This is a genomic window from Ensifer adhaerens (assembly GCF_013283195.1).
Taxonomy (GTDB): Bacteria; Pseudomonadota; Alphaproteobacteria; order Rhizobiales; family Rhizobiaceae; genus Ensifer; species Ensifer adhaerens_G.
This window is the reverse complement of sequence record NZ_JABEKT010000001.1, coordinates 2933017-2955456: the sequence shown is the minus strand read 5'-3', so window position 1 is coordinate 2955456 and position 22440 is coordinate 2933017. Positions and strand designations below refer to the sequence as shown.

The window sequence follows — 22440 nt, the reverse complement described above, 5'->3', positions numbered from 1 at the left end:
CCTGTTCGTGCCGCGCCTGTCTTGCCGATCCTGTCGCCCGCCAATCCGGTGGTTCTTCCGGGCCGGCGTTTCCTTGAGGAAATGGCATTTCGTGCCGTCTTTCGCTCCGGCCTTGCCATTCCCGCGAATCCGGCTAAACGGGAATTCCGGCCACCTCAAAGGAAGATGTCATGCCGGATTTTTCCACACTTGCACTTTTTGCCGCCGCCTCGCTGGTGCTGACCGCCACGCCGGGTCCCGATATGCTGCTGATCGCTTCGCGCAGCGTCAGCCAGGGGCAGGGGGCGGGGTTTCTCACCTATGCCGGCATTGCGCTTGGCACCTACTGCCACGCGCTTGCCGCGGCGCTGGGGCTGTCGCAGCTGATCGCCACCGTGCCGATCGCCTATGAGATCGTGCGCTGGGCCGGCTGCGCCTATCTTCTCTATCTCGCCTTCAAGACCCTTCGTTCTCACGCGATCGACTTTTCGCCGTCCTCGTCGCTGAAACGCCTGTCGCTTCGGCGGATCCTGGGTGAGGGGCTTTTGACCAACCTGCTCAATCCGAAGATGGCGCTGTTCGTGCTGGCGTTGTTTCCGCAGTTCATCCGGCCGGAAAACGGCGCGATCATCGTGCAGACGCTGGTGCTGGCAACGGTGCTGAACGGCATCGGCTTTCTCGTCAACGGCACGGTGATCCTGCTCAGCGGCCAGATCCGCAGCCGGCTTTCGGCACCCGCCCGGTTCAGGAGGCTGCCGCAATATCTGCTCGCCGGCGTCTTTGCCGGCCTTGCCTGCCGGCTGGCGCTCGGTGCCAAGAACTGACGCGACCTCCTCGTCGGTTCGGCGCTCATGCCTGCAATGCCTGAGCACACGGTGTCAGGATAATTGCATGTTGACTCAATCAACAAATCATTGTTGATTGAGTCAACTTAAGGCTGGATCACCCCGATGACACTCCCCAACGACCACCCCGACGTGGCGGCGCTGCGCGCCTTCAACCGCCTCTATACCAACCGTCTGGGCCTGCTGAACGCCCATCTCGACCAGAGCCCGTTCACGCTCACCGAAGCCCGCATCCTCTACGAGCTTGCTCATCGCGACGAGCCGACCGCGGCCGACCTCATGCGGACGCTTCAAGTGGACCGCGCCCAGCTGAGCCGCACGCTGAAGCGGTTTGCCGATCGTGGGCTGGTGGAGAAGGCGGAGCGTCCGGAAGGCGGCCGCCGGCAGCCGATCGCGCTCACGCCTGTGGGCCGCACCACCTTCGCCGCGTTGGAGCAGAACACCTGCACGGCCATCGGCGCGTTGCTCGATACCCTTGCCCCGACCGAGCGCAGGCGGCTGATCGCGGCCACCGGCATCGTCAGTGAAGTCCTGGGGGAAAAGGCAGGAGGGGCGCTGCAGTTGCGCGATCTGAAGCCGGGCGATCTCGGCTGGATCATCCACCGCCAGACGGTTCTCTATGTCGAGGAATATGGCTGGAACCAGGAGTATGAGGCGCTGGCTGCGGGCATCCTGGGCGACTTCGTCAAATCCTACGACCCGGCCCGCGAGGCCGCCTGGATTGCTGAGATTGACGGGCGCATCGTCGGCTCGATCTTTCTGGTGGCGAGCGACAAGCCCGGTGTCGCCAAGCTCAGGCTGCTTTATGTGGAGCCGGATACGCGCGGACGTGGCGTTGGTGCAGCGCTGGTTGCCGCCTGTATCGAGCGCGCCCGCGCCGTCGGCTACGACACGCTGGTGCTGTGGACCAACAGCGTTCTGACTTCGGCCCGCCGCATTTACGAGCGCGCCGGCTTCACGCTTGTCGAGGAAGCGCCGCACCATTCCTTCGGCAAGGATCTGGTGGGCCAGACCTGGTCGCTCGATCTCGGCCAAGGGCTGAATCGCGAGGCGCGTATCGAAATTGGAAGGTGAAACAGATAGGGTTGCAGGCGTTTTCTTCCCGAGCGTGTTTTCGAAGGGCATTCTTTTGAACTCAATTATCCGAGAATGGGCGTTTTGCGAGGGCTTCGCCGGTCTTGGTTTTCAGAGGTGATGGGGATGAAGCGATCTGGCGAGACATTGCTGAAGGCATTGGAGGCTGAGTACCTCACATTGCTGATTGAAGCGCTTGAGCGCTGCGTCGATGGCCGGTCAGGGCTATTCGGACAAAACGATGGTGCCTTGGCCTCCCTCGGGAAACGGCTCAGGAAGCGGCTCTCTTCCCACGATGCGTCAGAGCTGCTGGATCTTGGATCGCATGTTGACGCTCTCCGGCGCAAACTTGGTTATGCCGAACCATTTCCTCTCAATCAGCGCTTGCTGAAGATGCGTTCGTCCAACACCGCAAATTCGATGGGAGAACCCAAACTGGCACGCGCCTGGTTGGAGGAGTTGTCACAAGAACCGGGCTTGTGAGGCAGGTTTTCGAGATTTTGGACGTTCCGCATCCAAGTCAGCGGTTGGAGCAAAACGGGAAATCGCCGGCCGCCGGGTCGAAGCCGGGCGTTGAAGGCATACCGGAATACGCAATGGGTGGGTTGAGATGGCGTCGGGCAAAGGCTATCTGGTGCCAACCGCAAACGCCCCTCGGGCGTACCCTTTCAGAAAACCACAAGGCGCATCCCGGCATGACCCCAGATTTCCTCGTCACCCATTCCGGTGGCTTCCATGCCGATGAACTGATGTCGAGCGTCATCCTGACCCGGCTGTTCCCGGAAGCGAAGATCGTGCGCAGCCGGGCGCCGGAGTGGATCACGCCTGGCGCGGACCGCATCATCTACGATGTCGGCGGCGCTTATGATGCGCAAGCGCAGATCTTCGATCACCACCAGCGCGGCGCGCCGCTGCGCGAGGACGGCCAGCCTTTGAGCTCGTTCGGCCTGATCTGGAAGCATTATGGCCGCGATTACCTCGTCGCCTCCGGGGTCCCGGAAGCGCATGTCGAGGCGGTGCACGCCTCCTTCGACCGGAGCTTCGTGCTGCCGGTCGATCTGGTCGACAACGGCGCGCTCAGCCCCTCCATCGCCGGGCCGCTTGCCGGCCTGACGCTGCCGGCGCTCTTGGAAACCCTGAAGCCCGTTTTCGACGAGACCGATCCGGATGCCGACGAGCGCGCCTTCCACGCAGCGCTTGCGATCGCCCGCAGCTTCGTCGAGGCGAGCGTCGGACGGAGTGCTGCAAAACTGCGCGCCGAAGCCGTCGTGCACCAGGCGATCGTTGCGACCGGCGAGGGCCGCGTGCTGGAGCTGCCGATGGGCATGCCCTTCCGCCCAGCCATCGTAAAAGCCGGCGCCGACCACCTGCTGTTCGTCGTCCACCCGCGCGACAAGGACTGGACCCTGACCGGCATCCGCCGCGCCGACGAGGGTTTTGAGCTGCGCGCCGACCTGCCGGCCGCTTGGGCAGGCCTCACCAACGAGGCGCTGGAAGCCGCCTGCGGCGTTGAGGGCGCCACCTTCTGCCACAACGGCCGCTTCATTGCCGCCGCCAGGACCCGCGAGGCGGCATTGGCCATGGCGGAGCTGGCGGTCGCTGAGGCTGTGGCCGTCGAGCCCGCTTGACGAAGACGACATTGCTTCCCCGGATGAGGCCGAGAAGCGCAAAGGCGAGTTAGCCCAGCTTTTTCACGTCACACGGAGCGTGTCAGGCCACCATCGACCTTGAGGTTCTGCCCGGTGATGTAGCCTGCGCCCTCGGAAGCAAGAAAGGCAACGGTCGCAGCGATTTCGGCGCTTGTGCCGTAGCGCTTCATCGGTACGGCCTCGCGCCTGTCTTCCGTGGCCGGAAGACTGTCGATCCAGCCGGGCAGAACGTTGTTCATGCGGACGTTGTCGCCAGCGTAGGTGTCGGCAAAAATCTTCGTAAAGGCGGCCAGGCCGGAGCGGAACACGGCCGATGTCGGAAACATTGCCGACGGCTCAAACGCCCAGGCGGTGGAGATATTGATGATCGCGCCGGACTTCTGCGCCTGCATGACCGGCGTGACGAGCCGCGCCGGGCGAATGACATTCATCAGATAGACGTCCATTCCCGTATGCCACTGCTCGTCGGTGATATCGAGGATGGAGGCTCGCGGGCCGTGTCCAGCGCTGTTGACCAGGACGTCGATCCGACCCCATTTCTCCACGGTCGCGTCGACCAGGCGCTTGAGATCGTCGTTGGATTGATTCGAGCCGGTGATGCCGAGGCCACCGAGCTCGGCCGCAAGCGCCTCACCTTTGCCCGACGAAGAAAGTACGGCCACTTTGAAACCATCGGCAGCCAGTCGCCTGGCGCATTCGGCACCCATGCCACTGCCACCAGCTGTAACGATAGCCACTTTTTCTACTGACATCTTTTGCTCCTCTCACGCGGAAATATCATACGAATTGCCTATTCCTATGCATTGCCATACCATTTCCGCCGCGGGTTTACGAAGCAGTTCAACTTTTATCTGGCAGTAGAAAAACTATTGAATGATCGACGCTCCCGGAAAGCTTCCGTCACTGAACGCTCTCAAAGCATTCGAGGCTGCCGCGCGGCATCTGAATTTCAGGCTTGCTGCCGAAGAGCTCGGCGTCACCCAGGGAGCGGTCGCGCAGCAGGTTCGCGGACTTGAAGGCGAGCTCGGCGTGAAGCTGTTCGAGCGGCTGCCGCGGACATTGGCGCTGACGGGCGAGGGGCGTGCCTATATCGCCGATATCCGACGGGCCTTCGAGATTATCGCAAGAGCGACGGGTGCGCTGAAACCGCAGCCAGTTCGTCTTACGATCAGTACCACCCCGACATTCGCGTCCAAATGGTTGATCCCCCGTCTGCCCGACTTCACGGCCCGACATCCGGAGCTTGACCTGCATATTCTCGCCACGGAACGCATGTCCAGCTTCCAGGCTGATGGTGTCGATCTTGCTGTGCGCTACGGACGACCGCCATTCGGGCCGGGGTTGGCAACCGAGTTGCTGTTCGGCCAAGAGATTGTCGCCGTTGGCAGTCCGATGCTGCTATCCGGGCGACCGCCGCCAAAGACGTCAGCGGAGTTTTCCGGCTATACGCTCCTGCACGATGCCCACAATTTCTGGCCGGAGTTCATCGAAAAACATCTCGGAAAACTGGAGCGGACGTCGTTCAAGGGGATCAGCTTCAGCCAGACGTCCCATGCGATCGAGGCAGCGATCGCGGGACAAGGCATCGTTCTCGCGAACCGGGATTTCGTCCAACGGGACCTGGAGGAAGGTCGCCTCATTCGAGCCCTGGAGGGATCGCTTTTCGGACCGTCGGATTTCTATCTGGTGTGGCCGCGCTATCGCAATTCCGGTGCCATCGACATGGTGGTTGCGTGGATGATCGCCGAGGCGCACCGGAAGTGAACGACGACCGTTCCTGACGCACTCGACCTGTTCGGCCCCATCGCGCCATCGGATCCGCCACAAACGCAAGCACGACCGTTTCGATCGCCAGGTCTTCGTCGGCCGCGGCCATGACTCTCAGTGTTGGCGATTTCACACTGCCTTCCTGACGTAGATGGTCCGACGGCGCGCCCGTGCCCATTCTCAGCTACGCGTCGTAACCCGGATGGCGTGGGAGCGACGTCGGTTGCTCCTGGCTCAGCGGTTCCGGATTCGCTGGCGGTAGCCGACAAGTGAAGTGTTTGAATCTGCTTTCGGGAGCCGTGAGAAGTTATTCGACTGTCTGTTCAAGGTCGATACGGAACAACCGCTTCTCACTGACCGCTCGCACATGTTGTCAGTTCGAACTTCCTAGCCTGCTACCGCCAGCACATTGGAGCGCAGCGCGGAAAAATATCGTTCCACATTCGCATGGCGGCAGTTCTCACTTCGCGTTGACACGCCAACGGCGCTTCCGTCTCATCCTGTCGAAACGGAGTTGCGCTCCTCAGAACTGCTTTGCAGTCCGCACGCGTCCACCAGTGGATGTCTCGCCGCCGTCGGCGATGTTGAGCAACAGGCTCAGGTCCAGCATCCACAGGTCCGCGGTCTGCCACGACACCCCGGCCGTCAGCGAGCCGAAGGCACCCGACCCATCGAGGCCCGAGTAGCCGCCCGTCAAGCCCAGCTTCGGTGTCATTTGCGTGCCGTTTTCCAGCGTGAACGATCGTGCGATCTCCGCTCCCAGGCTGACACGGAACTGCTCCTCGTCGAACCCCCCGATATCCACCGTTTCCCCGGCATCGTTTCGAACCATGTAGTCGTCGACGCTTTCGGAGAAATACAGGATACGCAGTTTCGGCGTGAAGGTCGTCGCTTCGTCGATATCCCATTGCCCCTCGAGTGCGGTGTCGGCCAGCCAGCGTGTCGTGTTGAACGTGCCGTCCCAGAACGCCGTGTCGATATCGTTGGATGAGCCGCCGTAACGCAGGCTGGCGTTCCAGAAGATGTTGCGGGCTATCTCGAACGAGGCATAGGGACCCGCAAGCCAGCCGTTGCCGGTCAGTTCTGCATCCTCATCGCTCGGGTCGCTCATCCGGTCATAGTGGAAGGACAGACCCACAAGCGCCTTTTCCGTCAGGAGATAGTCGGCGCCGGCATTGATCATCGCAAAGCTGCCCCAGCGACCATCATTGTTATCCCGGTTGTGCACCAGGAAGGTGCCGTCGATCCAGATGTTGAACGGCGAGGACGCGGCCGCACTAACGCCGTCGGCATTGTCGCGCGCCGCCTCTATCTGCCGCAGGCCGGTGGAAACGCTCCCCTCCATGCCGTCCTGCGACGGCATCATGCGCGCGGTGACGGGATCGGTCGCCGCCTCCATCTGGCGGCGCTCCAGAAGCCCCGGAACCTTGATGGCCGAGGAGATCATGTTCTGCCGCGTCTCGACGAAGCCACGTACCAATGCATCGATGTCCTCGGCGACCCTGTCCGCATCAAGCGCCAGCCGGTAGGTGACGACCCCGGTATTGGACGTACCGAGCGCGCTGATCAGCCTGTAGCCGACCTGCACCTGGCCGGAATAGGCGGGATCGGGCTTGAATTGCAGATACCAACCGGCAGGAGCGGTGGCAGCGCCAACCGCTGCCACCTCGCCGCGAATGATCGTCGCCGTGCCGGCATTCGCCGGCTCGACAAAGGCAAGCTCAGCCCCCGTGAACGGACCGCCCGTCGCACCGCGGTTGAGGTACACATTCGCAGGCGTCCCACCGGCCGGGACATCCACGATGAGGTTGACAACCGTGGCTGTCCGCCGCTTCACCGGCAAGGTGAACGTCGCCTTGCCGGTAGCACCAGTGCCATCGCGCACCTGAATGGCAAAGCTATGCGTGCCGGCAGCGTCGACGGAAAGCGGGCCGGTGAGTTCGCCGGTCGAGATGTTCAGCACCAGGCCTTTCGGCAAGCTGCCCGAAACGATACTGTAGATCAGCGCCCCCGTTCCGCCCTTTGCGGTGATCGATTGGCTGTAGTCTTCGCCTGCCATCGCTTCATCCAACGCTCCGCCTGGCGGGGTGAAGACGAATGTCACCTCGGGCGGCTTGATCTTCAGCGAATAGCCGGCCGAACCGCTCGTGCCGACAGTATCCGTCGCCGTAATGGTGACGGAAAAATCACCGCTCGTCGTTGGCGTGCCACTGATCGCACCTGTCGAAGCATTGAGGTTCAGACCGCCGGGAAGTGCCCCGGCCGTCACCGCATAGCCAATGGTCCCCACGCCGCCACTCGCCGAAATCGAGGTGTCCGAATAGACGGCACCGACCGTACCGGCTGAAAGCGCTGAACCGCTGGCCGGCGTCAGCACCACGGCAGTAGCCCCCACGGCAATCGTGTAGCTCGCCGCCGCGGAACCCGATGTCGCTGCCGTGGCCGTCACGGTGAAAGTCGCCGTGCCAAAGCCTCCGGCGGTCGGTGTGCCCGTGATCGCAGCGGTCGATGCGTTGAGGCTCAGCCCTGCGGGAAGCGCACCGCTCGTCACGGCGTAGCCGATCGTCCCCACGCCGCCACTCGCCGAAATCGAAGTGTCCGAATAGACGGCACCGACCGTACCGGCTGAAAGCGCTGAACCGCTGGCCGGCGTCAGCACCACGGCAGTAGCCCCCACGGCAATCGTGTAGCTCGCCGCCGCGGAACCCGATGTCGCTGCCGTGGCCGTCACGGTGAAAGTCGCCGTGCCAAAGCCTCCGGCGGTCGGTGTGCCCGTGATCGCAGCGGTCGATGCGTTGAGGCTCAGCCCTGCGGGAAGCGCACCGCTCGTCACGGCGTAGCCGATCGTCCCCACGCCGCCACTCGCCGAAATCGAAGTGTCCGAATAGGCCACACCGACCGTACCGGTCGAAAGCGCCGAACCGGTTGCGGGTGTCAGCACCACCGACGGCGCGGTGATCGTGATCGAATAGCTGGCGGCGGCCGACCCGGTCGTTGCGGCCGTTGCCGTCACCGTGAAGTTCGTCGTTCCAAGTGCCCCGGCTGTTGGCGTGCCCGTTATCGCACCGGTCGATGTGTTGAGCGCGAGCCCCGCCGGCAGTGAACCGGAGGTGACGGCATAGGTGATCGTTCCGACACCGCCGGTCGCCGAAATGGACGTGTTCGAGTAGGAAGAGCCCACCACACCGGCGGTCAGGGCCGTGCCGGTCGTCGGCGTCAGCACCACTGATGGCGCCACAATTGTTATCGGATAGGTGGCTTGCTCCACGTTGCCGAACATCGACATTACCTCGACGTCGACGCTTGTGGTGCCAAGGGCGGCGGCCGTTGGCGTGCCTGTGATTTCGCCCGTTAAAGCGTTTATCGTCAGGCCGTCCGGAAGTCCGCTTGCTGAGAAGGTAACGCCACCCAAGGGGGAACTCGCAGAGATCGACGTGTCCGTATAGGCCGAACCGACCACGCCGCCGGTCAATGCAGTGCCTGACGCCGGCGAGAGATTCAGTGGCGGCCCGACGATCGCGATCTGATAGGCCTCTGCAACCGAGCCGCTTGTCGCGGCAGTCGCCGTAATGCTGAAATTGAACGTGCCGATAGCGGTCGGCGTGCCGCTAATTGCTCCGGTCGACGTATTCATCGTGAGCCCTGGCGGAAGCGCACCTGCCGTCAGAGCATAGGTGACGGTTCCCACGCCGCCCGTCGCCGAAATGCTTGTCGAATAGGCGACACCCGCCGTGCCTGATGTCAATGGACCGCCGAGCGGGGCCAGGACCAAAGGTGGCGCGGTGATCGTGATCGAATAGCTGGCGGCGGCCGACCCGGCCGCTGCGGCCGTTGCCGTCACCGTGAAGTTCGTCGTTCCAAGCGCCCCGGCTGTTGGCGTGCCCGTTATCGCACCGGTCGATGTGTTGAGCGCGAGCCCCGCCGGCAGCGAACCGGAGGTGACGGCATAGGTGATCGTTCCGGCGCCGCCCGTCGCCGAAATGGACGCGTTCGAGTAGGAAGAGCCCACCGCACCGGCGGTCAGGGCCGTGCCGGTCGTCGGCGTCAGCACCACCGGGGGGACGGCATTGATGGTGACGGTAACGTCCTGCAGGAGGAAGTGCACGCCGCCGGTCGAGATGGTGGTGCTGTCCTGGACCTTCAATTTGAAAGTCGAACTGCCGACCGCCGATGGTGTGCCGGACAGGAGACCGCTGCCTGAGAGACTTAAGCCCGCGGGCAGGCTGCCGCTGTCGCGGGTATAGGTGTAACCCGGGGTGCCGCCGGTTGCCGAAAACTGCACGCTGTAGGCCGTGCCAACGCCGCCGTCCGGCGGGCTGTCAGGCGTCACGTTGATGACAGGCGCGGCGATGAGGACGCTGTAGGCCTTATCGCGCGTATGGGGCGTCGGTGTCGTCGAATCGACCACGCGGACGGTAAAATTGTAGGGACCCGAGCCGGTCGGCGTGCCGGAGATGACACCGGCGGAGGAAAGGGTGAGGCCGGGCGGCAGGTTGCTGCCTGCCACGAGCGAGTAGGTATAGGGGCCGGTTCCGCCGCTCGTGCTGAGCGTCTGATTGTAGGACGTGCCGATCGCCGGCGTGGCAACGTTTGAAGGTGTGACCGTCAGCGGGGAGGCCGACGGATTGATCGTGACGTTGAATGTAACCGGTACTGCGTTATCATCCTTGACGATGAACGTGTCGAATGGCGCGCCGTCACCATTGTTGGTGTAGATGAGCGGGGTGTTTGACGGCATTCCGAAAGCTAGGCTGCCATGGGATGGCGGTGCGATGGGCGAATCAAAGCCGAAATCCGCGCAAGCAAAGGTTGCCGTACCGCCCGAGGTTATGGTTGCCGTCTGTGGGGAGGTGCAAGCCGCCTGAGCCGCCGTTGCCGGCCATAGGACGATCAGCCAGATCAAGGCCAGAAACGTCGGGAAAAATGCCGGCTTGGCGCAATGCCTGCGCGAAACATCTGACTTATAAAGATAATTCTTATGCATTGTCATGCGCCCCCCACACACAGAATACCGCGAGGAGGAAAACTCCACATCGCGGCCCGCCCGTTCTGCGTCTTCGCCGGTCACTGGCATGAAACACGAGGCAATACAATCCTACGGCGTAGCTGGTGATAAACTTCGCTTAAAAAAGGGGAGGGCGGCGATGCGAAAAATGTGGCGTTAGACGGCTATAGCGTAGACGTAGAGTCCATCATCATCGGGCGTGGCGCGCCGGAGGAGATTCGAAACGGTACTTCATGTTTCGAACGCGCTGTGGATGTCTGCTTTATCAGCCTTGCTCTTCGGAACCGGACAGTCCGCTTCCGGCCCCAAATCAGTCACCTTTCCGCACAGAGCACACGTCTCCTATTGGCGTAAAGCGGACGCCGAGCAGGACGACCGACTGGTGGCATTTGCTATACAATTGCGCGCATCTGAGTGGAAGAGGGACGCGATGGGCCTGGCAGACACCACGCCTCCCCGAACCTCACTCCACCAACCCCGCCTTGCGTAAGCCCTCCACCCGCCGTTCGAAATCCTCCGGGTTGCGGAAGGGCAGGATGCGGCGGCGGCGGGGGATGGAGAAGTTGGGGTTGAGGTCCAGCGCCCGCGTCCATGCCTGGCGGCTTCGTTCGTGGTGGCCGAGGTGGCCGTGGCAGGAGGCGAGCAGGGCATAGGCGGTTTCGGACTGCGGGTTTCGCATCAGCCGCGCCTCGATGGCGAGGATCGCCGTTTCGTAAGCGCCGAGCGAAAAGTGGGCGTCGGCGAGGAATTGCAGCAGCAGTTCGGGGTAGAGCGGATCGAGGCGCATGGAAATGTCGAGTTCGGCGAGTGCGGCCTTCGGGTCGCCGGAAAAGATCAGTGCATGGGCGAGCGCCATGTGGAGCTGCACCGAATTGGGCGCCAGCGCCAACCCCAGATGCGCCTCGTCCTGCGCCCGGTCCAGCTCTCTCATCCACATGCAGGCGATGCTGAGCGCGCAGTGGCCTTCCGGCTGGTCCGGTGCCATGGCGACGGCCCTTTCGGCAAGCGCACGGCCGGTGCGCAGCGACTGCTCGGGCTCAGCGCTCCAGTCGTTGATATAGTCCAGCACGTGGGTGAAGGCGATGAGCGCATGGGCGGCGGCATAATCCGGTTCGATGGCGACAGCGGCCTCGGCGAGGTTGCGCCCGGCGGCATTGGCGAGACGCGTGTGCGCTGAGGCCTGCTCGCGGCCGCGCAAGAGCAGCTCGTATGCCTTGACGTCGACCGGGCGGCCGCCGGCGAGTGGGCCCTTGTCGCCGCCCGTCAGTTGAACTTTCAGCGCAGTCACGATCTCCCGCGTCAGTTCGTCCTGAACGGCAAAGATGTCGGTGAGATCGCGGTCGAAGCGATTGGCCCAGACATGGCCGCCGTCATTGGCATCGACCAGCTGCGCGGTGACGCGCACGCGGTTTCCGGCCTTGCGGACACTGCCTTCGAGCACATAGCGCACGCCGAGCGCCTTGGCGATCTCCGGCACGGAAACGGCCGCGTTCTTGTAGACGAACGACGAGTTGCGGGCGATGACGTGCAGTTCCGACAGCCGGGAGAGGTCGGTGATGATGTCCTCGCTGATGCCGTCTGAAAAATACGTCTGCTCGCCGTCGCCGCTCATGTTGTCGAAGGCGAGAACGGCGATGGAGGGTTTTTCGGGCAGGTGGTAAGGGCTCGGCGGCTGCGGCGGCGTGCTTGCCTGTGAGGGGGGCGGTGACGGGGCCTGCGCCCGGCCATCGGCCGCATGGGCAACGCCGATCTCCAGCGCGTAGATGCGGATCGGCTCGACGATGTTCTTCAGTTGCGTGGCGCCGAGGTCGGTCGCTGCGAGGTCGAGGCGCGCCTTCACCTGGCGGTAGGCATCCTCGGAAAGGCAGATGGCGCCGGGGCGGGCTATACCCTCAAGCCGCGAGGCGATGTTGACGCCGTCGCCCATCAGGTCTCCATCGCTTTCCTCGACGACATCGCCAAGGTGAATGCCGATGCGGAACTCGATGCGCCGGTCCTCCGGCACGCCGGCATTGCGCTCGAGCATCGCGCTCTGGACCTCGATGGCGCAGCGCACCGCATCGACGACGCTGCGAAACTCGATCAGGCTGCCATCGCCGGTGCGCTTGACGATGCGGCCGTTATAGACGGCGATGGTGGGATCGATCAGGTCGCTGCGCAGCGTGCGCAGCCGCGCCAGGATACGCTCTTCGTCGGCACCGGCCAGCCGGCTGTAGCCGACAACGTCGGCGACGAGGATGGCCGCAATTTTTCGCGTATCGCTCATGGACAGCAGCTCCGACCGCATGCCGACCCGCTGATATCGACCTCTTGCGCCGGAGCGGTTTCGGTTTTCGGCAAGGACAGAACCGCAAAGGCACCCGCGCTCGTTCGCTCAGGGACTGTCGACGCGATCGGGAGGCCAAAATCGCCCGGCCCTTCGGGTGATCAGTTGTCGGCCACCGGCAGCTTCGCAATTCCCAGCCGGAGCCAAGGCATCGCTCTGAGGTCCGCTCTTCGCCCGATGGCCGCACAGGGTTCCACGCAATCGGTCAATTTCAGCGCAGGTCGGTCTGACACCAGATTACCACAGCGGCGGGGCGACCGCCTCTCGTCTCTACCTCTTCTTTAGAAGTTGCCTATCGCATCAAAAGTGGCACACTTCGTGCCGTGTATGGCGGAAGTCAGCCTATTCAAATGATGGGGTTTATCGTGACACTTGCAATCAACGACATCGCACCGGATTTCCAGGCGGAAACCACGGAAGGCAAGATCCAGTTCCATGACTGGATCGGCGATTCCTGGGCCGTCTTGTTCTCGCACCCGAAGGATTTCACGCCGGTCTGCACCACCGAGCTCGGCTACATGGCCAAGATCAAGCCCGAATTCGACCGGCGTGGGGTCAAGATCATCGGACTTTCCGTCGATCCGCTCGACCGCCATGCCGGCTGGGTCAGCGACATCGCGGAAACGCAAGGAGCAGAGCCGAACTTCCCGATGATCGCCGACGTCGACTACAACGTTTCCAAGCTCTACGGCATGCTGCCGGCGCCGGTATCGGGCGACCCGACGCAGCGCACCGCCGCCGATAACCAGACCGTGCGCAACGTCTTCGTCGTCGGGCCGGACAAGAAGGTCAAGCTGATCCTGATCTATCCGATGACCACCGGCCGCAACTTCGACGAGGTGCTGCGGGTGATCGATTCGCTGCAGCTCACGGCCAAGCACAAGGTGGCAACACCGGTGAACTGGAAGAACGGCGAGGACGTGATCATCGCCGGCTCGGTCAGCGACGAGGAAGCCAAGCAGAAGTATCCGGAAGGCTGGCGCGCGCCGAAACCCTATATCCGGATCGTGCCGCAGCCGAAATAAGTGTTGGTGCGACTCACCGCGCCACCGCATACCGCCTGAAGCAGGTTGCACGAGAACGCGTTCATGCGCCGTGGTTCAGGTTCCCGGTTTTCGCATGCCGTTGCCCCGAAAGCGCTGCGCGCTCTCGGGTGCCGTGCCTCAAATCGGAGCCGGTTTCAGGCGCATTGTGCAGACGTTCTTCAAGGCTTGCGGCATCCAGCGGGTGAAATTTTCCCCGCGGGATGCCGCAGGTTCGTGCAAGGGGCAAGCCGATGATCTTTCGTCAACTCTTCGACAGCACATCCGGCACCTACACCTACCTGATTGCCAGCCGACAGGGTGGGGAGGCGCTGATCATCGACCCGGTTCTGGAAAAGGTCGACCGCTACCTGCAGCTGGTGCGCGAGCTCGACCTGAAGCTGGTCAAGGCGGTGGACACCCACCTGCATGCCGATCACATCACCGGGCTCGGGGCGCTGCGCGACCGTACCCATTGCATCACCGTCATGGGCGAACAGACCGCCGCCGACGTGGTTTCCATGCGGGTGGCCGAGGGCGACCGCGTTTCGATCGAGGGCCTGAGCCTCGACGTGCTCTACACGCCCGGCCATACGGACGACAGCTATTCGTTTCTGACCGGTGGGCGGGTGTTTACCGGCGACACGCTTTTGATCCGCGGCACCGGCCGCACGGATTTCCAGAACGGCGATCCGCGCCAGCAATATGATTCGATCTTCAACAAGCTGTTGAAGCTGCCCGACGACACGCTGGTCTATCCGGCCCACGACTACAAGGGCGACACGGTCTCGACCATCGGCGAGGAAAAGCGCTTCAATCCGCGCCTGAAGGTCGGATCGGTCGACGAATATGTTGACCTGATGAACAATCTCAACCTGCCGAACCCGAAGATGATGGATGTGGCGGTGCCGGCCAACATCCATGTCGGTCTGCACCAGGACGAGATCGCTGCCAAGGGCTGGGCGGTTTCGGCCGTCGAAGCCATGGCGCTGAGCGGCCGTGCGGACGTGGCGATCGTCGACCTGCGCGAAAAGGCGGAGCGCGAAAAACATGGCGCCATTCCCGGCGCGCTGCATGCGCCCTATCCGGAGCTGCGGGAAAACATCGGCGCCGGCGGCATGCTGCAAGAACTGGCGCTTGCGACCGGCAAGCGCATCGTCTTCTACTGCGCCTTCGGCGAACGCTCGGCGATGGCGGTCGAGGCGGCGCAAGCTGCCGGACTGATCAGTGCCTGCCATATCGAAGGCGGCATCGATGCCTGGAAAAAGGCGCATGGGCCGCTGGCGCGCTAAGGCGTAACGCGCAAACGACTTGGTATAACGTCTCAAGCTTGCTGCATCATCTTTTCCTTGAATGGGAACCGATTTAAGACATCGTGCAGGAGCCGGAAGGGGTGGGGCAAGAGACAAGCTTGGCGGCAAGACCGGCGGATCGACCTGAGGGGGCGATGCGCCGGCCGCTTTGCGTTGTCGCGTGCCGCCACTGACCGTCGGGGCAGTGCCGACGCGGCGTTGCTCCGGGTTTCGGTTTCGCGCCAAACAGGAGGACAATGGCACGATGCACAGGGTTTTGACGATTATTTCCGTGGCGCTGGTCGCAGGGGCACTGGCCGCCTGCTCCAAGACGGAGGCGCTCGAACAGGCAGCGCCGGAACCGGTGGCAGCCCAAGCGAGCACGGAAGCAACTGGGGCCGGCGACAAGACCGACGAGATGGCGTGCCTTGCCATGGTTGGCCGGCAAGCAAAAAGCACGGTCACCGCGTTGAGCTCGCAACCATCAGGGGCGAGCACGGTGGTGATGGTCGGCGTCGGGCCGAAGAACGTGCCGTGGCGCTGCGTGGTGTCGAAGGGCATCGTCTCGGAGGCGGTTGCGACCGCGGGCTAGAGCGTTTCCGATTTAGACGGAAACACAGAAACGCTCTATGTCTCTGTTTTTGAGCATTTCCTGACGGAAAACCGCTCCGCACTTTTCCTGGAAATGCTTTAGCTCACGGCCGACGGAGCCCTTGCAGACCGAAAAGGTCCGTAGGCTCCGTCGAAACCGGCGTTACGTCTCTCCCGTGAACTGGGAGAGGGCTGCAAAGTCGTCATGCAGATGGCCGGCCGCAATGGCCCGCTGGAAGACACGCTCATAACCATCGACGACGCTCCGGTCGATTGCCCGCGCCACCATCAGATCCTTGAGATGACGGAAGGCGCCGTAGTGCGGCGAGATCGACGAAAGTGTTTCGGCGTCGCTTTCAAACCGCCCGGCATGGGTACGCTTGATCAGGTCGGCGACCAGCCCTTGAACGACGGGGGCGGTCGCTGTCCATTGCCGGCCAAGCTCGCCAAGGTCGATGCCTTCGGCCCTGCTGACGGCGATGGCGTGCAGCCCGCCGAACAGCGCGCCCCACATCAGCGCCAGCACGGCGCTGTCGAGCGCATTGGCGAGCCCCGGCTCGGTGCCGATGTGCTGGACGTTGCCGCCGAGTGCGCGAAAGACATCCGCGTTCTCGGCGAAGGGTTCAGGCGCGCCCGAGAGCAGGATCGTGCCCGCGTCGGTGCCGATGAAGTCGGGCGTCGCGAGGATTGCGCCGTCGATGTAGCGGGCACCTTGGGCTTCTGACCACCGGCTGGCCTCGCGCGCGCCCTCAGGCGTCCCGGACGTCAGCTCGACGATCAGCTTGCCGCGCAAACCGGGCGCGACGTCGCCTGCACGCAGCAAGGCTGACGTCGCACCGTAATCGCTGACATTGACGATGACGATCTCGGCCGCGTCGATCGCTTGCCGGACGGATGGCACGACAGTGGCGCCGCGTGCGCCGAGCGGCTCGGCTTTCGCCGTTGTCCTGTTCCAGACCGTGGTGCGATACCCGGCGTCGAGCAGGGCGAGCGCCAGCGCCGATCCCATGCGCCCGGTTCCCAAGACACTGATTGAAGGCTTCATTGCAAATCTCCATATCCATTGGCGCGACGCGCTTTTTTGCCGTCGCGGGCCAGAGGTATGGTGGCGGATGGGGCGCACAATACGCACCGGGTGGTAAGTGGTTACGCCGGGGTAAGTGCTTACCCCCAGGGGTAAGTGCTTATCCCCGAAGGGTAAGTCCCTTGGCCGCGGAGACGTGTTTGCTGGGCGGTCAAGGAGAATATCGTGAACCCGACAATGGAAAATTGCGGCTTTGCCGCCGCACTCAAGGCGATCGAAGGCAAGTGGAAGGTCGATATTCTCTGCGAGCTCGGGCGCGCGGCGCGGCGGTTCGGCCGCCTTCGCCAGTCGATACCGGCGATCAGCGAAAAGATGCTGGCCCAGCAGCTGCGCGAACTGGAGGCGGACGGGCTTGTCGACCGCACTGTCTATGCCGAGCAGCCCGCCAAGGTCGTCTACTCGCTGACGGAGCGTGGCGCGGCGCTGAACGTGGCGGCCGCCGCTTTGTGCCGGTGGGGGGAGGCGGCCCGACGGGATGCCGTCCGCCCATCGACCGCCGCTGCCGATCCCGTGGTGGCTTGAGGCTCGGGCCCCGCGGTCGAGCGAAAAAGGGGGGCTGCCACCTGCCGCCTTCGACGTGTTTCATGGGCTGTTACCTTGGGAACACCTGTCGCCTCGGGCGTGGGCTAGTATCCATGACATGCAAGGCAATGACCTTTGCCAAGAGCAATGCGAACCATCTGATAGCCTCCCAGTCAGGCGGTTCACGTGATCCCAGCGAGCCTCCCCGTTGGTGATCCGCATCTGCAAAGACCCGCCGCGTGCTGACCGCGGCGGGTCTTTTCTCGTTTGGGCCAAAGCGTCCCACCGCCGTCCGGCCGGTCGCCGCTTGCTTGACACCCATCCCGATCCTGTCACGATCCGGCCGCTTGGCCCCAAGTCCCCGGACTCTGGCCCGGCTCTGTCGATTACGGTCCTTGAGGAGAGTGTCATGAAGATAAGTCTGCGTGCCGGCGCCACCATTGCTGCATTCGCTCTGGCCGCGCCCGCCTTTGCCGGCATTCCGCTGGTCAATGCCACCTGCCCTGGCAATATCGAGGTTCACGCAGACGAGGGCGGGCCGATCTACATCAATGGCAAGGAAGGCAAGCTGAAGAAGTTCAACGACAACTACTTCGAGGCCAAGGGTGCCGGCGTGACGATTTCGCTCAGCATCAACCCGGATGGCTCGCCTGCCGTTTCCTATACCGGCAAGGGCGGCGCCAACGGTATCTGCACCATCAAGTAGGCCTATCTGGCGGCAAGCAGCGCCGGAAGTTCACCGAGGAAGGCATCGCGGGCACGCACGCCAGGGGTGCCGGGCTCCGTCTTCTCGTCCTGTATCAGGCGGGCAAAGACCAGGGTTCTGTCGTCCTTCTGTGCCCAGCCGACGAACCAGCCCCAGCCGCGCGCGTAGTCGAAGCTGCCGTCGGCCCGGCGCGGGAAGGCGGCGCCGGTCTTGCCATGCACGGTCCAGCCGCCGGGGATCTGGCGCTCTTCCACCACCTTCAGCGTCATGTCCGTGGCATGGGCGCTCACAGGAAGCCGGCGGTTGACGAGCTTTTCCAGGAAGGCGACCTGTTCGCGCGGCGAGATCTTCAGCGACGAGGCGATCCAGGCGCGCTCAAGCCCGTTGTTCTTGCCGGGATCGCCGGAAAAGTCGGCGTTGCCGTAGCCGAATTTCGTGGCGTAGTCGTGCAAAGCCTTCTCGCCGAGCGACTTCGTCATCTGCTGGGAAAACCACACGACGGAATATTTCATCCAGCGGAGCGCATCGGTCGGCTGTTTCCAGTTGTCGCCGCCCCAATCCACATAGCCCTCGCGGAAGGCGAGCGTCGGCTCGTGCTCGTCCTTGAGATAGCCGCTGTCGTAGCCCATCAGGCTGAGCGCTACCTTGAACGTCGATGCCGGGGTAACGCGGCTGTCGCAATCGCCCTCTTGCAGCACGGTGCCTTCGCCCCCCGCATCGACCATCAGGGTGCAGATCGTGCGAGCCTCGGCCGTTGTGATCGTGGATCCCGCCAACAGCATGCCGGCGGTAATGAGGCGAAGGTTCATGGATGTTTTCCTTTGCGTTGCAGTTTCGGCCGGCAGATAGCAGCGGATCCTTCGCAGCGACAAAGGGCGATTTTTGGGGCGAGGCATGAGAAAAATTTGGCCTTGATTACAGTGAGGCCAGAGGCGCCTGCTGCAACGCGGACCGCGCTGGCGTGATCCCGCGGGGAGCCGAGGCAGGCGCGGCCATCGGGAGTGGACCTGCATGCAAATTGTGACGTCGAAATGCTGCACAAGCGGCGAACGTATTTCCATAGTCGATATCGCTCCTTGCTAAGAACACAATGTGCCTGTAAAGGAACCGCCATCGATCTTGCTTGCTGAGCTTTGTTTTCTCGCCGACCGGCGTTCAAGCTGACCTTTCCTATCAAAATCGATCTTACTGCCGTGTCCGGCGCAAATCCGGGCGGCGAACTTTTTGATTGAAAGGAAATTCTTATGAATACTGGAACCGTAAAGTTCTTCAACACCACCAAGGGTTTTGGCTTCATCGCTCCGGACGACGGCGCAACCGACGTTTTCGTGCACGCTTCTGCTGTTGAACGCGCCGGCATGAGCTCGCTCGTCGAAGGCCAGAAGGTCCGTTTCGACATCGTTCGCGATGCACGTTCGGGCAAGAGCGCTGCCGACAACCTGTCTGCTGCGTAATCACCGATATTTCGTCTCTGGTCTTTGACCACGGATGTACTGGCATTGGCCATTGAGACGATATTGAGAAGGTCGGGATTTCCCGGCCTTTTTCTTTGCGCGCTTTTCCTGTCGGAGAACAGCTTGGCGGTTCTCCCTGGGAGTGCCTAAAGCACGTTGCGATCTTTCAGATTCGCTTGGCGCGCTTTAAGTTCTTGTTCTTGCGCATGTCGTTATCGCAAAACCGCGGCACACTTTTGCGCGACATGCTTTAGTCGAATGTTTCTTTCGAGCCGTCGTCATAAATGACTGCGCGCACACAGGTGTAGGCGGTGATGTCGTCGGCATTGATCTTCAGCAGCCGCTCGATCGTGAAGGGTCCCCAGACGCGCTTGCCGGTAAAGGTGCCGCCGGCGGGAATGGCGATGTCCCTGTCAAGCTCCAGCGGGCCGATCGTCGCGCCCAGCGCGTCGGTGAAGCCCAGTTGCGCATCGACCATGCGAATGCCTTTTCCAGCGCTGGAGCGAACGGTAAAGGACAGCTCGTTCATATGGCTGTCGAGCGGTTTTATCGACCACATCGAGATTGTCAGCAGATCGTCGTTGCAGGCGGCAAGGGCTGGTGACGTTGCCGACAGCACCAGGGCGAGGGCCCATAGAACGCGACGCATGGATCTTCTCCGGTTGCGGGACGGCACGAAAATATTGGCGCTGGACCGCGCAGCCCAAGGGGGAGGCCGGGCGCGTCCGAAGTGGCAGACTGGATTTCGACGGGCGTCGACGCGAATGCCCGTTTCCTGAGGACGTACCCGGTTGATGGCCAAAAGCTGAAGCGATTCGACGTGGTTACAGCGCGACCTTCGTGCGTCTGACGACACGCACGGCGCTGCGGGGCAGAGGGCACCCGGCTTCGTCCAGGCGTATTGCGGCTCAATGCGTGTTCAGGATCGCCAGTGCCTTTTCCGCGTTGCGGCGGTTGAGGCCGGTCATGGTCCAGGAGCCGATATGCGCCGGCGTGCCCGTGAAGACGTGATAGATCGTCCAGGATCCATCCGCTTCGACGCGTCGGCCGAACTGATAGAGATCGCCGCTCAGGCGCGGCGGACCGCCCTGAGCCTGCCAGCCCAGGAGCGTGTGGGTTTGCTGTTCGTGGTTCTTGCTCATGTCAAATCCTGCTGTTGCCTTTCATAAGAGGCGATGTCGCTCCAGGGTCTCGCGGCCGCGCCGCAATTTGACGGCGCTTTCGTTGACACCTTTCTGCTCGCCGTCCGACAGGGATTTCGGCTTTCGGGCGGATGTCTTTCGGGTGATCGGTTTGCTGTTGGCGGCAATTGCCGGCGTGCCCCTCCATTGGAGCAGTTGCTTCAGTTTTCCGTAGTAGGTCATGGCGGTTCCTTTGCTGGAGCGCATCGCGATCTCGAGGGTTCGCTTGCTGCGCTTCAAGTTCCTGTTTTTACGCATGTCGTTATCGCAAACCGCGGCACACTTTTGCGCGACATGCTTTAGTGCCGGGGCATGCCCCACTCGATCGGTTCGAGGTTTTCCTCTTTGCTGACGCGGTCCTGGCCAAGCTCGTCGTTGCGGATGCGATACTGGGGCTGGCTGTCGCGAACGGGCATGATGGCGGTGATGCGGTAGGTTTCCGCCGCATTCGGCGGGATATGGCTGCGATCCCTGAGGCGGACCGACAAGCCAACGGTGAAGCGATGTGCGGGCATTGGTTCTTGTCCTTCAGGGCTTGGATGGCGGGGCGAAGGCATGTTTGGCGCGGTCGACAGCGATGATGCGGTCGAGCTCGTCCGGCGCGATCGCGACCATGCGCATGCACTGCTGATTGTCCGTCGTCGCCGGCACCTTGATAAACGTGGCGACGCGATGGTAGGCGAGCCACGAAATGCCTTCGATCAGCTCCTCGTCATCATCCACCTCATAGTCTCCGGCCGCGAGCATTCCTTCGACTTCGGGCAACTGGAAGGGTTCGCTGAAGTGGACGGTGCGGTGCTTGGTTCGGCTGAACATGACGTCTCCTTCCGACGCCGGAACGTGTTCGGCGTTGCGGTCATGGCGGTCGGGTTCGTTGTCGACTGCGTCATAGCCGTAGGTTGCGGGCGGCGATGCGCCCCTTTTCGTCTTTCCATATTTCGAAGCGGAAAGTCTGGCCCGGAAAGATCGATTTGATGCCAGATTTATAAAGCGCCCGCGCGTCGACGTAGATTGCGCGACCACCGTTTTCCGGCTGGACAAAGCCGTATCCGCGGTTGAAGTCGAAACGCATGATCGTACCTATGATCATGTCAGCACACGGCGTTCGAGGAATGCCGAGCATGCGCGGCGCGCACACTTCAACGGTCGAAAATGGGGAAAATGGCGGGTCGAAAGCCTCTGACGCCGCGAAAAGCCAAGCTGGCCAATGTCGATGAAACACTGTGAGCCTTAATTGCGCCTAACGCAAGGTCGTCACGAATTTGGCCGAATGAGTTGCAATCTCGCTCCTGTTCGCGTTATGCGATTCCCCTACTCTTCGGGAGACCGTTGGTGTTCATTGCTCATTTGCCGGCTGGCTATCTGCTCAGCCGTTTCATCGCGCACGGGCGGCCGGCGCAATCCGGCTCGATCCTTGCGACAGGGATCATCTGCTCGGTTTTGCCTGATTTCGATCTCGCCTATTTCTACCTGATCGACGGCCGGCAGACGCCGCACCATGACTACTGGACGCACACGCCGCTTTTCTGGCTGGTTGTCGCAGCGGTTCTGGCGCTGACGCTGACGATGAGTGGCAGACGCAATCAACTTATCCTCGTCGGCGTGGGCCTGGCGAACGTGCTGTTGCATCTGCTGATGGATTCCATCGCCGCCGATATCCGCTGGCTCTATCCGTTTTCGGATCTGCGCGTGAACCTCGTGCACGTTCCGGCGCTCTACAAACCCTGGTATCTCAACTTCCTCTTCCATTGGACTTTCGTGGCCGAGCTGCTGATCGTGCTTCTGGCCACCGTCGCCGCTACGCTCGACTGGCGGCGCTGGCGCGGACGGACGGTGGCAGTGCCGGCGACCCAATAGCCGGTGGGCCTGAGCTTGCCGGTTCTGGGGACAACTGCCGGCTGATCGAAAAAATCACGGTCCTTTCAACGTCCGGTGTAGCCGGG

The 22440-nt window shown here is 62.6% G+C and carries 23 protein-coding genes; 12 read left to right on the top strand and 11 right to left on the bottom strand.

What is annotated here, in order from left to right:
* Nucleotides 1–170: 170 nt before the first annotated feature.
* The 4 genes from LPJGGPFB_RS14115 to LPJGGPFB_RS14100 all read left to right on the top strand — a co-directional run bounded on the left by LPJGGPFB_RS14115 (nt 171) and on the right by LPJGGPFB_RS14100 (nt 3526).
* Nucleotides 171–803, top strand: a complete 633-nt coding sequence (locus LPJGGPFB_RS14115) for a LysE family translocator (protein WP_173420473.1) — start codon at nt 171–173, stop codon at nt 801–803.
* Nucleotides 804–929: 126 nt separating this feature from the next.
* A complete protein-coding gene (locus tag LPJGGPFB_RS14110; RefSeq protein WP_173420472.1) occupies nt 930–1898 on the top strand; it encodes a bifunctional helix-turn-helix transcriptional regulator/GNAT family N-acetyltransferase in 969 nt (322 codons plus the stop codon).
* Nucleotides 1899–2024: 126 nt separating this feature from the next.
* Complete coding sequence (locus LPJGGPFB_RS14105; protein ID WP_173420471.1) at nt 2025–2381, top strand: hypothetical protein; 357 nt, start codon at nt 2025–2027, stop codon at nt 2379–2381.
* A 212-nt stretch (nt 2382–2593) separates the two neighbouring features.
* Nucleotides 2594–3526 (top strand): MYG1 family protein, encoded by a 933-nt coding sequence (locus LPJGGPFB_RS14100; protein WP_173420470.1) that lies wholly within the window; start codon nt 2594–2596, stop codon nt 3524–3526.
* A 68-nt stretch (nt 3527–3594) separates the two neighbouring features.
* On the opposite strand, the gene LPJGGPFB_RS14095 is transcribed toward LPJGGPFB_RS14100, so the two are convergent.
* A complete protein-coding gene (locus tag LPJGGPFB_RS14095; RefSeq protein WP_173420469.1) occupies nt 3595–4299 on the bottom strand; it encodes an SDR family oxidoreductase in 705 nt (234 codons plus the stop codon).
* A 121-nt stretch (nt 4300–4420) separates the two neighbouring features.
* On the opposite strand from LPJGGPFB_RS14095, the gene gcvA reads away from it, so the two are divergent.
* Nucleotides 4421–5311: a transcriptional regulator GcvA gene (gcvA, locus tag LPJGGPFB_RS14090; RefSeq protein WP_173420468.1), complete on the top strand. Its 891-nt coding sequence runs from the start codon at nt 4421–4423 to the stop codon at nt 5309–5311.
* A gap of 526 nt (nt 5312–5837) precedes the next feature.
* Here the strand turns inward: gcvA and LPJGGPFB_RS14085 are convergent.
* Both LPJGGPFB_RS14085 and LPJGGPFB_RS14080 read right to left on the bottom strand, forming a co-directional pair.
* On the bottom strand, nt 5838–10052 hold the full coding sequence (locus LPJGGPFB_RS14085) for a putative Ig domain-containing protein (protein ID WP_173420467.1): 4215 nt from the start codon (nt 10050–10052) through the stop codon (nt 5838–5840).
* 730 nt (nt 10053–10782) lie between these two features.
* A complete protein-coding gene (locus LPJGGPFB_RS14080; protein WP_173420466.1) occupies nt 10783–12585 on the bottom strand; it encodes an adenylate/guanylate cyclase domain-containing protein in 1803 nt (600 codons plus the stop codon).
* A 425-nt stretch (nt 12586–13010) separates the two neighbouring features.
* Between LPJGGPFB_RS14080 and LPJGGPFB_RS14075 the strand changes: the two genes are divergently transcribed.
* The 3 genes from LPJGGPFB_RS14075 (at nt 13011) to LPJGGPFB_RS14065 (ending at nt 15551) form a co-directional block, all read left to right on the top strand.
* Nucleotides 13011–13670, top strand: a complete 660-nt coding sequence (locus LPJGGPFB_RS14075; protein ID WP_173420465.1) for a peroxiredoxin — start codon at nt 13011–13013, stop codon at nt 13668–13670.
* 251 nt (nt 13671–13921) lie between these two features.
* Nucleotides 13922–14959, top strand: a complete 1038-nt coding sequence (locus LPJGGPFB_RS14070) for an MBL fold metallo-hydrolase (RefSeq protein WP_173420464.1) — start codon at nt 13922–13924, stop codon at nt 14957–14959.
* A 265-nt stretch (nt 14960–15224) separates the two neighbouring features.
* Entirely contained in the window at nt 15225–15551 is a 327-nt protein-coding gene (locus LPJGGPFB_RS14065) for a hypothetical protein (RefSeq protein ID WP_173420463.1), read from the top strand.
* Between the two features lie 162 nt (nt 15552–15713).
* Here LPJGGPFB_RS14065 and LPJGGPFB_RS14060 read toward each other — a convergent pair whose 3' ends face one another.
* Nucleotides 15714–16595: an NAD(P)-dependent oxidoreductase gene (locus LPJGGPFB_RS14060; RefSeq protein WP_173420462.1), complete on the bottom strand. Its 882-nt coding sequence runs from the start codon at nt 16593–16595 to the stop codon at nt 15714–15716.
* 204 nt (nt 16596–16799) lie between these two features.
* Here LPJGGPFB_RS14060 and LPJGGPFB_RS14055 point away from each other — a divergent pair, with 204 nt between their 5' ends.
* Together LPJGGPFB_RS14055 and LPJGGPFB_RS14050 are read left to right on the top strand one after the other, a co-directional pair.
* On the top strand, nt 16800–17156 hold the full coding sequence (locus LPJGGPFB_RS14055; RefSeq protein WP_173420461.1) for a winged helix-turn-helix transcriptional regulator: 357 nt from the start codon (nt 16800–16802) through the stop codon (nt 17154–17156).
* Nucleotides 17157–17565: 409 nt separating this feature from the next.
* Nucleotides 17566–17862 carry a hypothetical protein gene (locus tag LPJGGPFB_RS14050; RefSeq protein ID WP_209790815.1) on the top strand — a complete coding sequence of 99 codons (297 nt, stop codon included), beginning with the start codon at nt 17566–17568 and terminating at the stop codon, nt 17860–17862.
* Between the two features lie 2 nt (nt 17863–17864).
* Here the strand turns inward: LPJGGPFB_RS14050 and blaOXA are convergent, their stop codons facing one another.
* Entirely contained in the window at nt 17865–18671 is an 807-nt protein-coding gene (blaOXA, locus tag LPJGGPFB_RS14045) for a class D beta-lactamase (RefSeq protein WP_173420460.1), read from the bottom strand.
* Nucleotides 18672–19106: 435 nt separating this feature from the next.
* On the opposite strand from blaOXA, the gene LPJGGPFB_RS14040 reads away from it, so the two are divergent.
* Nucleotides 19107–19316, top strand: coding sequence for a cold-shock protein (locus LPJGGPFB_RS14040; RefSeq protein ID WP_025427573.1), 210 nt, complete (start codon nt 19107–19109; stop codon nt 19314–19316).
* A gap of 250 nt (nt 19317–19566) precedes the next feature.
* Here the strand turns inward: LPJGGPFB_RS14040 and LPJGGPFB_RS14035 are convergent, their stop codons facing one another.
* The 6 genes from LPJGGPFB_RS14035 to LPJGGPFB_RS14010 all read right to left on the bottom strand — a co-directional run bounded on the left by LPJGGPFB_RS14035 (nt 19567) and on the right by LPJGGPFB_RS14010 (nt 21587).
* Nucleotides 19567–19965, bottom strand: a complete 399-nt coding sequence (locus LPJGGPFB_RS14035; RefSeq protein WP_173420459.1) for a hypothetical protein — start codon at nt 19963–19965, stop codon at nt 19567–19569.
* Between the two features lie 259 nt (nt 19966–20224).
* Entirely contained in the window at nt 20225–20458 is a 234-nt protein-coding gene (locus tag LPJGGPFB_RS14030) for a hypothetical protein (RefSeq protein ID WP_173420458.1), read from the bottom strand.
* 21 nt (nt 20459–20479) lie between these two features.
* Nucleotides 20480–20704: a hypothetical protein gene (locus tag LPJGGPFB_RS14025; RefSeq protein WP_173420457.1), complete on the bottom strand. Its 225-nt coding sequence runs from the start codon at nt 20702–20704 to the stop codon at nt 20480–20482.
* A 92-nt stretch (nt 20705–20796) separates the two neighbouring features.
* On the bottom strand, nt 20797–21012 hold the full coding sequence (locus LPJGGPFB_RS14020) for a hypothetical protein (RefSeq protein WP_173420456.1): 216 nt from the start codon (nt 21010–21012) through the stop codon (nt 20797–20799).
* Nucleotides 21013–21025: 13 nt separating this feature from the next.
* Nucleotides 21026–21313: a hypothetical protein gene (locus LPJGGPFB_RS14015; protein ID WP_077504932.1), complete on the bottom strand. Its 288-nt coding sequence runs from the start codon at nt 21311–21313 to the stop codon at nt 21026–21028.
* Between the two features lie 70 nt (nt 21314–21383).
* Nucleotides 21384–21587 (bottom strand): cold-shock protein, encoded by a 204-nt coding sequence (locus LPJGGPFB_RS14010; protein WP_210264394.1) that lies wholly within the window; start codon nt 21585–21587, stop codon nt 21384–21386.
* A 242-nt stretch (nt 21588–21829) separates the two neighbouring features.
* Here LPJGGPFB_RS14010 and LPJGGPFB_RS14005 point away from each other — a divergent pair, with 242 nt between their 5' ends.
* Nucleotides 21830–22354 (top strand): metal-dependent hydrolase, encoded by a 525-nt coding sequence (locus tag LPJGGPFB_RS14005; RefSeq protein ID WP_173420454.1) that lies wholly within the window; start codon nt 21830–21832, stop codon nt 22352–22354.
* Nucleotides 22355–22440: the final 86 nt, after the last annotated feature.